This is a genomic window from Nocardia amikacinitolerans NBRC 108937 (assembly GCF_001612615.1).
Classification (GTDB): domain Bacteria; phylum Actinomycetota; class Actinomycetes; order Mycobacteriales; family Mycobacteriaceae; genus Nocardia; species Nocardia amikacinitolerans.
Genome location: NZ_BDAU01000022.1, coordinates 129,090 through 141,686 on the forward strand (window position 1 = coordinate 129,090; position 12,597 = coordinate 141,686).

The 12,597-nt window shown below is 67.9% G+C and carries 15 protein-coding genes; 4 read left to right on the plus strand and 11 right to left on the minus strand.

Annotated elements, in window-relative coordinates; translation table 11 throughout:
- Positions 1–59: 59 nt before the first annotated feature.
- The 3 genes from NAM01S_RS18495 to NAM01S_RS18505 form a co-directional block, all read right to left on the minus strand.
- Positions 60–764, minus strand: coding sequence for a zf-HC2 domain-containing protein (locus NAM01S_RS18495; RefSeq protein WP_067786898.1), 705 nt, complete (start codon positions 762–764; stop codon positions 60–62).
- Positions 761–1,345 (minus strand): sigma-70 family RNA polymerase sigma factor, encoded by a 585-nt coding sequence (locus NAM01S_RS18500; protein ID WP_084483049.1) that lies wholly within the window; start codon positions 1,343–1,345, stop codon positions 761–763. Before NAM01S_RS18500 ends, NAM01S_RS18495 begins: the two co-directional genes overlap by 4 nt.
- A 66-nt stretch (positions 1,346–1,411) precedes the next feature.
- A complete protein-coding gene (locus NAM01S_RS18505) occupies positions 1,412–2,056 on the minus strand; it encodes a YqgE/AlgH family protein (protein ID WP_097246463.1) in 645 nt (214 codons plus the stop codon).
- Between the two features lie 174 nt (positions 2,057–2,230).
- Between NAM01S_RS18505 and NAM01S_RS18510 the strand changes: the two genes are divergently transcribed.
- Positions 2,231–2,992 carry a lysophospholipid acyltransferase family protein gene (locus NAM01S_RS18510; protein ID WP_067786901.1) on the plus strand — a complete coding sequence of 254 codons (762 nt, stop codon included), beginning with the start codon at positions 2,231–2,233 and terminating at the stop codon, positions 2,990–2,992.
- A 70-nt stretch (positions 2,993–3,062) separates the two neighbouring features.
- Here the strand turns inward: NAM01S_RS18510 and NAM01S_RS18515 are convergent, their stop codons facing one another.
- Positions 3,063–3,374: a GNAT family N-acetyltransferase gene (locus NAM01S_RS18515; RefSeq protein WP_067786903.1), complete on the minus strand. Its 312-nt coding sequence runs from the start codon at positions 3,372–3,374 to the stop codon at positions 3,063–3,065.
- A 160-nt stretch (positions 3,375–3,534) separates the two neighbouring features.
- Here NAM01S_RS18515 and NAM01S_RS18520 point away from each other — a divergent pair, with 160 nt between their 5' ends.
- Positions 3,535–5,121, plus strand: a complete 1,587-nt coding sequence (locus NAM01S_RS18520; protein ID WP_067786906.1) for an alpha/beta hydrolase — start codon at positions 3,535–3,537, stop codon at positions 5,119–5,121.
- Between the two features lie 105 nt (positions 5,122–5,226).
- On the opposite strand, the gene NAM01S_RS18525 is transcribed toward NAM01S_RS18520, so the two are convergent.
- Positions 5,227–6,366: a glycerate kinase gene (locus NAM01S_RS18525; RefSeq protein WP_253799099.1), complete on the minus strand. Its 1,140-nt coding sequence runs from the start codon at positions 6,364–6,366 to the stop codon at positions 5,227–5,229.
- A 24-nt stretch (positions 6,367–6,390) separates the two neighbouring features.
- Complete coding sequence (locus NAM01S_RS18530; RefSeq protein ID WP_067786908.1) at positions 6,391–6,744, minus strand: winged helix-turn-helix transcriptional regulator; 354 nt, start codon at positions 6,742–6,744, stop codon at positions 6,391–6,393.
- Positions 6,745–6,882: 138 nt separating this feature from the next.
- Here NAM01S_RS18530 and NAM01S_RS18535 point away from each other — a divergent pair, with 138 nt between their 5' ends.
- Positions 6,883–7,764 carry an NAD(P)-dependent oxidoreductase gene (locus NAM01S_RS18535; RefSeq protein WP_067786910.1) on the plus strand — a complete coding sequence of 294 codons (882 nt, stop codon included), beginning with the start codon at positions 6,883–6,885 and terminating at the stop codon, positions 7,762–7,764.
- 104 nt (positions 7,765–7,868) lie between these two features.
- Here the strand turns inward: NAM01S_RS18535 and NAM01S_RS18540 are convergent, their stop codons facing one another.
- Genes NAM01S_RS18540 through NAM01S_RS18550 form a run of 3 tightly spaced genes read right to left on the minus strand, consistent with a single transcriptional unit; the run spans position 7,869 to position 9,878 of the window.
- Positions 7,869–8,111, minus strand: coding sequence for a helix-turn-helix transcriptional regulator (locus tag NAM01S_RS18540; RefSeq protein WP_218018417.1), 243 nt, complete (start codon positions 8,109–8,111; stop codon positions 7,869–7,871).
- Entirely contained in the window at positions 8,101–8,952 is an 852-nt protein-coding gene (locus tag NAM01S_RS18545; RefSeq protein ID WP_067786914.1) for an ABC transporter permease, read from the minus strand. The genes NAM01S_RS18540 and NAM01S_RS18545 overlap by 11 nt, the downstream gene beginning before the upstream one ends.
- Positions 8,949–9,878 carry an ABC transporter ATP-binding protein gene (locus NAM01S_RS18550; RefSeq protein ID WP_067786915.1) on the minus strand — a complete coding sequence of 310 codons (930 nt, stop codon included), beginning with the start codon at positions 9,876–9,878 and terminating at the stop codon, positions 8,949–8,951. The genes NAM01S_RS18545 and NAM01S_RS18550 overlap by 4 nt, the downstream gene beginning before the upstream one ends.
- Before the next feature lie 720 nt (positions 9,879–10,598).
- Between NAM01S_RS18550 and NAM01S_RS18555 the strand changes: the two genes are divergently transcribed.
- Positions 10,599–11,045 (plus strand): nitroreductase/quinone reductase family protein, encoded by a 447-nt coding sequence (locus tag NAM01S_RS18555; RefSeq protein ID WP_067786917.1) that lies wholly within the window; start codon positions 10,599–10,601, stop codon positions 11,043–11,045.
- Positions 11,046–11,324: 279 nt separating this feature from the next.
- Here the strand turns inward: NAM01S_RS18555 and aroQ are convergent, their stop codons facing one another.
- Positions 11,325–11,762: a type II 3-dehydroquinate dehydratase gene (gene aroQ / locus NAM01S_RS18560; RefSeq protein WP_067786919.1), complete on the minus strand. Its 438-nt coding sequence runs from the start codon at positions 11,760–11,762 to the stop codon at positions 11,325–11,327.
- 14 nt (positions 11,763–11,776) lie between these two features.
- Positions 11,777–12,373 carry an ATP-binding transcription factor AbmR gene (abmR, locus tag NAM01S_RS18565; RefSeq protein WP_067786920.1) on the minus strand — a complete coding sequence of 199 codons (597 nt, stop codon included), beginning with the start codon at positions 12,371–12,373 and terminating at the stop codon, positions 11,777–11,779.
- Positions 12,374–12,597 lie beyond the last annotated feature (224 nt).

Genomic DNA, 12,597 nt, shown 5'->3' on the forward strand with positions numbered 1-12,597 from the left:
GCAGGGTCACCACTCCGCGAGGCGTGGTGTGCGTTCACAGCACGTGCCCTTCGACGTGCTCACACCGTCCCGGTGAGAATCACCTTGTTGGTCGCGGACGACTTGATCTCCACCCGCTGCACCTGTTCGGGCGCCATGTCGATGGTGCGGTCCACGGTCAGCACGGTGCCGGGTCCCGCGGGCCACTCGTCGAGCTCGAGTTGCTTGCCGTCGGTGCCGGTCACCAGCAGCGTGTACTTGTAGGTGTAGCGCAGGTCGCTGGGCCCGTAGGTGCAGCTCATCACGATGCGGGCGCGCTCGCCGTCGGCCATCAGCTTGAAATCGGCCGAGATCGGGGTCGGCTCCAGCGGGGTCATCGACCGCTCGGCGATCACCTGCTCGGCCACCGGCGGCTCCGTCACGGTCGTGGTGTCGAGCACCGGGATGGCGATCGCGACGGCCGCGGCGGCGGCAGCGACCGCTCCGCCGAGCGCCGCCCACCGGCCGCGTCGCCTGCGCCGCTGTTCCGCGGCGGCCAGTTTCGGCAGCAGGTCGGGCACCGAAGGTGGCGCATCGGGTGCGGCACCGTCGCCGATCATGTCGAGCGCGGTGTCGGTCGGCACCAGCGCGAGCATGCCGGGCAGTCCGGCGAGCTCGGCGACGGAGGCGCGGCAGTCGGCGCAGCGCGCCAGATGCTCCTCGTATTCGCGGCGCTCGCTGCCGGTGAGGGAGCCGAGCACGTAGGGCGCGTCCCACGTCGTGTAGTCGTCGGCGATGTCCATCATCGGTTCGTCACCCCCATTTCGTGCAACGCAAGCCGCAGCGCCCGCATACCGTAATGCATGCGCGATTTCACCGTGCCGGGGGGAATCTCCAGTTCGGCCGCGATCTGGTGGGTCGAAAGGCCGCGATAGTAGGCCCGCACGATCACCTCGCGGTGATCGGTACTCAGCCGAGCAAGCGCGTCGGCGACCAGCCAGCCGTCCAGCGTCCGATCGGCCTGATCGGGTGCGGGTTGTTCGGGCGGGTTGTCGGTGCGGAACTCCCGGCGATTGCGTGCGCTGCGGTGCTCGTCGACGACCAGGTTGCGGGCGACCGTGAACAGCCACGCGCGCGCCGACATCGTCTGCTGATCGAGCACGTTCGGGCGCTGCCACGCCCGTAGCAGCGTTTCCTGCACGATGTCCTCGGCGCGTCCTGCGTCGTGCACCAGGCCGAGGGTGTAGCGCCAGAGCGCGGGCGCGTGCTCCTGATACAGCACGCGCATCAGCTCGGCCTGGTCGTCCGGCCCGCCCGCGGCGCCGCGCTGCGCGGCGGACGCGTCGGTGGGCCGGGGCTGATCCGGCGTGCCCGGTGGGATACCCATGCGCTCACCGGGTCAGTTCGTGCGTTTCACGGTGCGGACTCCTTCTCGTTCGAGGAGTACACGTGCTCAGTTGCGTTCCAGTTCAATCGGGTGCGTGGCCAGCAGCGAGAGCGGGAGCGGCTGGCGGCGCAGAACGTGCGCCCAGAGATCGGAGCGGCCGGTGCTGATCGGGTCGGAGGAGAGCGCCGAAAGGACGATCCAGTCCTCGTTCTCCAGTTCGCCCTCGAGCTGTCCGAAGGTCCAGCCGGAATAGCCCGCGAAGATGCGCAGGCCCTCGACGAGCGGTCCGATGCGATCTGGGTCGGCGTCGAGATCGACGAGCACCACGCGGCCGTCGATGCGGCGCAGACCGGGTACCCCGGCGGTGGTGGCGCCCGCCTTCAGGGTGCCGAGGCACAGGGCGGCGTCGCGTTTCACCGGTCCGCCGCTGAACAGCGTGCGCGGTGTGGTCGCCAGGTCCGCCCAGCGCGGCAGCACGTCGTGCACCGCGGTGTCGGTGGGGCGGTTGAGCACGACCCCGAGACTTCCGGAGTCGTTGTGCTCGATGATGTATACGACGGTTCTTCGGAAGGTCGGCTCGACCAGGTCCGTCGCCGCCAGCAGCAGGGTGCCCGCGCGCACCGCCTGCTCGCCGCGCCGGAAATCGCGCCGGCGACGGTCACCGTGCCCGCCGTGAGTTTTCCGATCATCCGGGTCGTCTCCGCGTGCCACCCGGACATCATCGCAGTTTGTGCGCCCGAGTGCTCGTTTCCAGGCCCCTGGATTTCGGCCGAAGTTCATTCGGCGACGTTCGGCGATGCGACTGTCTGAGTCGGTTTGCCCGCGTGCGCTATCTCTCTCCCGCCCGATGTGTCGCATACCCGGCGACGTCGTAGAGTCGGCGGTATGGAACCGCCCGAGGTCGTCCTCGAGAACTGTGACAGCGTCTACGACTACTACCGCGATCACCGGCAGAACCGGCTGAAAGCGATGGCCGCGTACGCCCTTCTGGGACGCCGTTACCATCCGAGGATCAGCTACGCCGAGCGCGCGAAGGACGCGGTGCGGGCGCTGACCAAGAGCGGAAAGCCGATCATCTTCGCGATCAACCACCTGTCGCAGAACGATCCGTACACCGTCGCGGCGGCGGCCTGGCGCAGTCCGCTGCGCTCGGTCATCGGCAAGGTGCGGGTGCTGGCCAAGGACGAGCTGTTCATCGATCCCGACCAGCGGCGCAAGGTGGACATGATGGGCGGCATCCCGGTGTTCCGCGGCAAAGACCACGGCATCAGGGCGGTGAACGCCGCGGGTCAGCGGATGATGGACATCTGCGCCGAACGGCTGGCGCGCGGCGACCACATCGCCGTCTTCCCCGAAGGCACGTGCAACGACGTCGACCCCACCCAGGTGCAGGCCGTCGGCAGCGGCATCGGGCACATCGCGTTCCGCGCCATGAAGCTCGGCGTGCATCCGACGCTGGTCAGCCTCGGCCTCAGCTACGGTCCCCGTCCCGATCCGAAGATCGAGCCGACCAGGGAAGAGGCCAAGTCGGCCAGCTTCTACTTCCAGCCGCCGATCACCGACCTGCCCAACAAGCCCGCGGAGATCGCGCGGCTGGTGCGCGCGGATCTGCAACTGGCGCTCGATGGGGCGGTCGCGAACTACTGAGGGCGCCCGTGTGGGGCCTGAATCGCGCATCGGCGCGGGTTCGCGTGTCGTTGGACCGGAGTCGCTTCGCCTACTGCGGCAAGCCCAAGCGCTGTCTGGCCCAGTGCGGTACCGCAGCGATGTACTCGGGATGCGTCTGCACGAAGTGCTGCACCCGCGGGCACATCGGCAGTACGCCGAAGCCCTCGCGGCGGGTGCCCGCCAGCGCGGTGCCGACCAGTTGCGTGGCGTAGCCCTGGCGTTCGTAGCTGGGGTAGATCTCGGTGTGCACGAACGCGCGCTCGGACGCGGTGTCCTGATACTCGGCGTACCCGGCGATCGCACCGTCGACGTAGATCTCGAATCGTTCCATGGCGGTGTTGTTGCGGACCTCGGTCGACATGGTTCGACGCTACTCCGGTGCGCCCCATAGCGAGACATCGCAGCGGATCCCGGTGTGAAATAGCCTGTTCGACTTGTCTACCCGGTCGCGGCCTGAGCAGAATGCTCTTGGTCGCGTCGCGCGCTCCCCGAGAGCCGTGGCCCGGCGGAGGTGCGAAAACATGATGAGGACGCGTATTTCACGGGTGGCCGCCGCCCTCGCCGCGGCGGGCATGCTCGGCGGTTCGGTGCTGACGGGTCTCGCCGACGCCGCTCCCACACCGGCTTTCGGCTCCTGCCCGGACGGCTCGGTGCCCGAAGGCGCCGGTGTGCAGTGCGCGGTGATCAGCGTGCCGATGAACCACGCCGACCCCGACGGCGCGCGTATCGATCTCACCGTCAGCCGGATCGCCGCCACCGGTGAACGACACGGCGTCGTCTTCACCAACCCGGGCGGTCCCGGCGCGGACAGTCTCGCCTACTGGGCGCAGCGGATCGAGGTGATGCCCGCCGAGCTGAACGCCCACTACGACCGCATCGCGGTGCAGCCGCGCGGCCTGCGCTGGGCTACTCCGCTGCGCTGCGTGTCGGAAGCGGAAAACGCCGAGGGGCAACAGGTTTCGATCGGCGGTGGCAGCCGCGACGAGATCAAGAAGGCCTGCGACGCGGCACAGCCCGGCTATCTGGACACGATCACCACCGAGAACACCGCCCGCGACATGGAGGCGGTGCGCGCCGCGCTCGGCATCGAGCGGATCAGCTACCTCGGCACCTCGTACGGGACCTATCTCGGCGCCGTCTACGCCTCGCTGTTCCCGGACCGCGTGGAGCGGATGGTGCTTGACTCGAATGTGCACCCCGACTGGGTGTGGACCGAGGAGTTCGCCCAGCAGCAAGCCGCGGGCAAGCAGCGCCTCGACGACCTGTTCGCCTGGATCGCCGAGCACAACGGCGAATACCGGCTCGGTGACACGGCTTTGCGCGTCTACCAGAACTGGGTGCGGCTGGTCTCCGCGCAGGGCGGCGGCTGGTACGCCAACCTGACACCGCCGCCCGCGAGTGTGGCCGATCTGCCCGGCGAGCTGCCCGAACCGTTGGCCGAACTCGCCCGTGACGGTTACAACGGCACGATGGAGCAGGGCGGCAAACTGCAAAACCTGGTGCGCACCTTGATATCCGGCGGCGGCTCCGCCCAGGTTCCGCTGGTCGGTGCGACCGCGGTGGCCACCTACACCCGCTCCTTCTGGCCGACCTTCGCGCGGGCGATGTCCGACGCCAACGCCGATCCGGCGAACGTGCAGCGACTGCTCGCCATCGAGGGCGCCACCGCCACCGACCCGACCGGCCGCTTCGTCTTCTCCGCCATCACCTGCAACGAGAACGCGGTGCCCGGCCGCCCGGAACTGATCGGCGCCGCCATCGGCACCATCGCCTCCGGCGGCAACGCCATGGACGCCCGCGCCGACCTGGTCCGCGCCGGCCTGAGCTGCGGATCGTGGCGCCCGATCGCCGACCCCGTCCCGCTCACCGGCGTCGGCCTGCGCACCAAACCCCTTGTGCTGCAAAGCCGCCACGACGCACTCACGCCGTACGAGGGCGGACCGGCGATGGCGCGAGCGCTCCAGGGTTCGCTGATCACGGTCGAGGGCGGCGACCACGGCACCTTCGGCCGCGGAAACCCCGCGGTCGACGACGCGGTGCTCACCTACTTGCGCACCGGCCAGGTCACCGTCACCCACGCCGACCAGGCCCCGTTGCCGACCCGATGACGCGCCGAGCAGCGCCCCTTCGCAACCCCTCCACACGCTTCGCAGAGGTTGTGAGCCTTGTGAAGCGTGTGGACCCTCTGTGAGGACCGCGGTTGATCGCCGATCTCAGAGTTCGTGTTCGGCGATGCGTGCGCCGATTCGTTCGAGCAGTTCGGCGGCGTCCGCTATGGAACGTGCCGGGTCGGGTTGGAGGTCGCTCAGCGGGTAGCAGGTGGTGAAGCCCGCGGCCCGGAGGGCTTCCGGGGATAGTTCGACGCGACCGGCTACCGCGACGACCGGCACGCCAGCGGCGCGCGCCGCGCGGCAGACGCCGATGGGCGCCTTGCCGTGCAGGCTTTGGGCGTCGAGGGAGCCTTCGCCCGTCACGACGAGGGACGCGTCGCGGACCAGGGCCGGGAAGTCGAGGAGTTCGAGTAGTACCTCGATACCGCTGCGCACCTCGGCGCCGAGTACGGCGAGAGCGCCGAAGCCGGTGCCGCCCGCCGCGCCCGCCCCCGGAAGTTCGGCGAACTCAGGGCCGACGAGGTTCGCCCAATTGGTCAGCGCCGCTTCGAGAATCGACTGCTGCTCCGCGTCGGCGCCCTTCTGCGGGCCATATACCGCGACCGCGCCTTTCGGGCCGAGGAGCGGATTGTCCACGTCGCAGGCGAGTGTGAATCGAGCCGCGGCGGCTTTCGGGTGCAGGGCGGCGCGATCGACCTGCGTGGCGCGCACCAAACCACCTCCGCCCAAAGGCAATTCGAGGCCGTCGTGATCGAGCACCCGGACGCCGAGGGCGCGCAGCAGACCCGCACCGCCATCGGTGGACGCGCTGCCGCCCAAGCCGAGCACGATGTGCGTCGCACCGCGGTCGAGCGCGTCCGCGATGACGACGCCGAGCCCCTCCGTCCCCGCGCCGAGCGGATCGAATCGCCCGCCGGGAAGTTTCACCAGTCCGACGACCTCGGCCAGCTCTACGACCGCCGTATCCCCACGCCTCGCGTAGGCGGCGGCCGTGGGGACTCCCGTCGGCCCCGGCGCGATCGTCTCGACCCGCTCCCACCCCGCGGTGACGAACGCGTCCACGGTTCCGTCACCACCGTCGGCGACCGGAACCCGTCGTATCTCCGCATCCGGCCGCACCGAGGCGATCCCAGCGGCCAACGCGGCCGCTACCTCGGACGCGGTCAGCGAACCCTTGAACTTGTCAGGCGCGAGCAGCACGTGGCCGTTTCGTCCGCTGCCGGTACCGATATCGGTCCGCACCGGTAAGCCGGGCTGATTCACCCCTCACCCGACCGACGCCAGGTTCCCCAGCAGTTCCACCCGGTGCTTGTCGCCCCACTCCTCGAGCGGCCGCAGCGCCACCGCGAGCTCGTGGCCGATCGGGGTCAGCGAGTACTCGACGCGCGGTGGAATCTCCGGGAACACCTCGCGATGCACGACGCCGCTGGCCTCCATCTGCCGCAGATTCTCGGCCAGGACCTTCTCGCTCACACCCTGGAGCAGCCGCCGGATCTCGCCGAAGCGCTGCGGTCCCGCGCCGAGCACCCACATCAGGTGCAGCTTCCACTTCCCGCCGACGACGTCGATGGCGACCGACATGCCGCACGCATCGTGATCTACGCCACTGTTGCCGTTCATCGCCGACCTCCTGACCATATTTCGGACCTCGAGGTAAGTATCCCCACCCCGACGTACGGTCTTGTCGACTCTACCTGCACAGACGACCATCGGTACCGGCGCCGCGAACCAGCAGAACCAGAACCGAAGGGGCACACAATGTCCGAGCAGTCCACCCGTTCCGTATCCGTCGTCGGTCTCGGCCCGATGGGCCAGTCGATGGTGCGGGCGTTCCTCGACGCGGGCGTCGAGGTGACCGTCTGGAACCGCAGCACCGCGAAGGTCGACGCGATGGTCGAACTCGGCGCCAAGCGGGCCGCGACGGTCGCCGAGGCGCTCGACGCCAACGAGGTGACCGTGCTCAGCCTGACCCACTACGCCGCCATGTACGACGTGCTCGGCCAGGCCGAGGACCGGCTGGCCGGCAAGGTGATCGCCAACCTGTCGTCCGATTCGCCGGAGAAGGCACGCGCGGGCGCGGCGTGGGTGCGTGAGCGCGGCGCGCAGTTCATCTCCGGCGGCGTGATGTCGGCCGGTGACAACATCACCCACCCGGCGTCCTACATCTTCTACAGCGGTCCGCGCGAGGTGTTCGACGCGCACGCCGAGCTGCTGCGCCCGCTGAGCCCGCAGGAGTACCTCGGCGCGGACGACGGTCTGGCGCAGATCTTCTACCAGGCGCTGCTCACCGTCTTCCATCCGTGGCTGCTCGCCTTCGACCAGGCCACCGCCATGATCACGAAGTCCGGCCACGACGTCGCCCAGTTCGTGCCGTTCGCGGTGCGCTCCAGCGAGGCGTACCCGTACTTCATGGAGCAGTTCTCCGTCGCCAATCAGGCCGGCGGCTGGGCCGACCTGGCCAGCCTGAAGATGATGGACGCGGGCGCGCAGCACATCATCGACGCCAGCGAGGAGGTCGGCGTCGACGCCACCTTCTCGCACACCGCCCAGGCCTTCTGGCGCAAGGCGATCGCCGCCAGCGAGGAGCGCGGCAAGGCGGTCTCCACCTACGAACTCATGCTGGGCGACCGCCAGGGCTGAACCACTCGGTGACCCTCCCAAAGCAGTTCACACACACCCTGTATACGCCTCACATAGGCACCGCCTTTGTGGGGCGTATACGCGGTCTGTGGGAACGCCTGGGTTCAAGCGGTTTCGGATTGGGAGCCGAGGCGGGGGAAGGGGGTGGTGGAGAAGACGACCTCCACCGCTACCTCGAAGTACTGGGCGATTCGAAGCGCGAGGTGGAGGCTTGGGCTGTATTCGCCGCGTTCGAGGTAGCCGATCGTCTGGTAGTGCACGCCGAGCGCCTCCGCCAGCTCGCGCCGGGAGATGCGGCGCTCGGCGCGCAGCATCGCGATCCGGTTGTAGATGACCTCAGTAGGCACGCTGCATGGCCTTCTCGCGGCGGGCGGCGACGCTGGAACCCGATTCCCTGCGCGCCATCCTGCGCAACAGGATCGGCGCGACGAGGAAACCGGTGGCGGCCCAGATGCCAAGCACCGCAATGGTTTCCAAGTGACGCCAGGAACCGCCGAGCTCGACCGCCGCGGCCTCGTCCGGCAGCATCGCCGCGCGCATGCCGAGGCCGAGCCAGTACACCGGGAAGCACTGGGCGATGCCCTGCACCCAGCCGGGCATCGAGGTGATCGGGTAGAAAATGCCCGACACCGCAACGAGTCCCATGATGGGCATGGAGGCGAATCCGACGCCGCGCGGGCTGACGAACAGCGAACCGATGCACGCGCCGATGGGTAGCGTCGCCAACATGCCGAGCAGCACGATGCCGATCAGCGACAACCACGCGCCGACGGTTTTCAGCTCGGTGCCGCCCACCAGGAACAACCCCGGAATCAGCACGATCACGAACGGCACGAGCACCCAGCCCGACACCGTGACCACCTTGCCGACCAGGTAGCCCACCATGCCGTTCGGAGTCGCCTTGGCGCGCAACAGGGTTCCGTCCTCGCGCTCCATGCTGAGCAGCTGGCCGATGCCGAAGATCCCGTTGAAGGCGACCAGCATGCCCAGGATGCTCGGCAGCGCGAGCGAGCCGAGCTCGAAGCCGCTGGCCTCGAACTTCGCGTCGCGCATGAAGAACAGCACGACGACCATGATGACCGGCCAGAACAGCATCCCGAACAGATCTTGGCCGTTGGTCACCGATTGCCGCAGCTCGATCCCGCCGCGGGACAAGCCAGCTCGGACCGCGTTCGTCGTCGGGTTCATCGCTTCACCTCCTCCAGGGCGTGGACCTCGTTCGACATCTCGCCGGATTCGAACTGTCGCACCAGTGTCATATACGTGTCCTCGAGCGACGCGCGCCGCACCTCCAGCTCGCCGATGTCCTCGCCGTACTGTTTGAACAGCTCGTAGACGAACTTGGTCGACTCGGTGGTGGTGTGCACGAAGCGCTGGTCGTCACGGGTCCAGCGCACCTCGGCCTCGCCCGCGATGCGGCGGGAGAGCTCGTCGGCAGAGCCGTCCGCGATGATCCGCCCGCCCGCCAGGATCAGGATGCGGTCGGCCAGCTTCTCGGCCTCGTCCAAGTCGTGGGTGGTGAGCAGAATGGTGGTCTGCTGATCGTCGGCCAAACGGTGTACCAGGTCGTGGAATTCGCGACGGGCCTGCGGATCGAAGCCTGCGGTCGGCTCGTCGAGGAAGAGCAGTTCCGGGCGGCCGACGATGCCGATAGCCACGTCGAGCCTGCGGCGCTGACCGCCGGACAGCGACATGATCTTCGCGCCCGCCTGTTCGGTCAGGCCGACGGCCGCGATGAGCTCGTCGGTGTCCCACGGTCGGCGGATTCGTTCGGTTCCGTACGGCGCGTAGTACCCGCCGAGATGGGAAAGTAGTTCGCGCACACGCCATTTGCCGTGATCGCGCCAGGATTGCAGGACGACGCCGACGCGTGCCCGCCAGGCCTCGTCGCCGTGCGCGGGATCGGCGCCGAGCACCTGCACCCGGCCCGCCGAACGGATGCGGAAGCCTTCGAGGATTTCGATCGTGGTGGTCTTGCCCGCGCCGTTGGGACCGAGTAGTGCGAGGACTTCGCCGTGGCGTGCCTGAAACCCGACATCGTGCAGGACGTCCTTCGCGCCGTAGCGCATTCGCAGACCCTCGACGTCGATCACGACGCCATCGCCCACAGTCATGGCATTCCCTCCCGTTGTGTGGACCGGATGACTCGTAGCATACCTACTACATTTCGCCGGAACAATGCTCAATCCGCTCGACAGCCCGCGACGGGCAGATGCTCCTCGATACCGCCTTCACCGCGCGCTTCTCGGCGGGTCCTTCCGAAAGCGATTGGTGCACAATTGCCGTCGCTCACGACAGGTTCGAGCCGCATGATCGGCCCGCCATCCGTTCCGGTTTCGGGCTCGCCGAAGGCGGGCGAGGACCCAGCCGATCGGGTCTCGAGTCGGAGGCCGCGCGGCGTGGGGCGTTGCCTTATGGGCGTTGGTTATTCAGGGTTGGCTATGCCTGACACCTGCCCCACCTGCTCGTGGTCCTCGCCGATGCTCGTGTCCTCGCATCGTTCCGTTCGCTATTTGCGCTGCGTGTGCGGTAGATGGCTGGTTTCGCACGGTGGGAGAGTCGAGTTGGTTGCCGGGGGTGGCGGGGCCGCGAAAACTCGGGCGGCTGAACATCTGGAGTTGATTCCACTACCCGAAGGGTGATTCGCGTTCGGTGGTGCGGTGCCGTCGGCTTCGACGGTCCGCCTCGAGTATTCGACGGCATCGCGTTGGCCGCTGGTGGAAGCGCCTGGTAGAGCTGTCGCCCAGAGAACAGAGAGCAGTGCTCTTGACTCCGAGGCCAGCGGCGTGGATCATTGTTCTCAACAGAGAGCACCGCTCGCAACAGGAGTCACCATGAACGCCAGCACCCGCTACATCGCCCCCACCGGCCTCGATCCCCTCATGAACCGCGTCTTCAACTGGCTGCCCAAGCTGGGGATCAGCGTCGCCGGGTCGCGATTGCTTGCCGTCCGGGGCCGCAAGAGCGGGGAGTGGCGGACCACGATGGTGAACCTGCTGGTCGACGAGACCGGCACGCGCTACTTGGTCGCGCCGCGCGGGCACACGCAGTGGGTGCGGAATCTGCGGGTCGCGGGCGAGGGCGAGTTGCGACTCGGGCGCAAGACCGAGGCGTTCTCGGCCACCGAGGTCGCCGACGCGGACAAGGTTCCGGTGCTGCGGGTGTACCTGGAGAAGTGGGGCTGGGAAGTCAACCGATTCTTCGAGGGCGTCACGAAGGACGCCACCGACGCCGAACTCGCCGCCATCGCACCGGGTTTCCCGGTCTTCCGGCTCGCCTGAATCCGCACTCGGCTGAAAGTCCGCCGAAATCCGTTGTGCTCGATCGAGAAATCCGCAGCGCAGGTGAGTTCCGCGGACAAATGCACGCAGGCGCAGCTACTGCCGCGGCCAGAATGGTCGGCGCGGTAGCCGACCGAATGCCACCGCCATCCCGCCAGACCGACTGGACGTGACCTTCATTCACCCGACCTGCTTGCCCGATGAGCCGACCGAGGGTGCGGTGGGCTGGTCAATGGTGACCTTCGGTTGCTTGTCCGACCTTTGTGGACGGGCACTACCTCAGCGAGTCGCCAGGAATTCGATCGCCGCGGCGTATCCCTGAATTCCCATTCCCGCGATCACCGCCGTCGCGATGGGCGAGATGAAGGAATGGTGCCGAAACTCCTCCCGTGCGTGCACATTGCTGATGTGCACCTCCACGATCGGCACCTCAGGAATGACAAGCGCGTCGCGCAACGCCACCGAGGTGTGGGTCAACCCGCCGGGATTGATCACGATCCCCGACTCGGCTCCCCGCGCCTGGTGAATCCGATCGATCAGCGCCCCTTCGTGATTGGACTGGAACGCGACGATCTCCCTGTCGAACCTGGCCGCCGTCCGCTCGCACAGTTCGACCACGTCGTCGAGCGTGGCCGAACCGTACACCTCCGGCTGGCGGGTGCCGAGCATGTTCAGGTTCGGCCCGTTGAGTACCAGGATCGGTGCGGTATCGGCCATGCCGTCACCCTAATTCACAGACCCTTCGGACCTTCCGATCGCAGGTCGTCCACTTTGCGCATGGCGGTGCGCAGCTCCTCGAGCCACGCCTCGGCGTGCTTGCCCGCCAGCTTCACCGTCCAGGCCAGCGCGTCCGAGCGGGAACGGGCGACGCCGGAGTCGACAAGGGTGTCGAGGACCTTGCGTTCCGGCTGGCGCAGCCGCGTCATGACCGGAACGGCGAGCTGGGTGAACATGATTCGCTCGCCATCCACCGAGACGCCCCACGCCACATTGCGGGCGTAGCGGTGCTGTGCCTCGCCCGCGATCTGCATCCGCGCGGGGCGGGTGGATTCGCGGAAGCGAGCGATGGCGCCCTCTTTCGTCGCGGTCGGGATCTTCTCGGTGGGCGCTTCGGTGTCCTCGCCGTCGGCGCGTTCGGGCTTGGGCAGCGGCAGCTCACCGATGACCACGATCTCGTCGCGGTCGACTTCGATGACCGGTTTGCCGACGAACCAGTCGCTTGGCAATCGCCCGGCGAACCAGTCGGGCACGTCGGCGGGGTCGGGGAGATCGGCCTGCTGCCAACCGCCTGGGCGTCCGAAACCTCGTCCGCGATGTTCGTTTCTCATGGCGAGTCACCTGGCTTACTCTGGTGCAGTGCTTTCAATGATTACAAGATTACGCCGCAAGAGTGCACGGCGGTTCCGCTCTGCGTGAACAGGATCGAGAGGGGGTACTCCAGGGAGGTCGCACTGTGTCGGGCGGCCCGACTCGAGACGGATTCACCGACGTAGGTGGTTCTTGCCCGCGTTCGCGTTCCGGCCGGTACGGTAGCGGCGCCGGTTATCGCCTT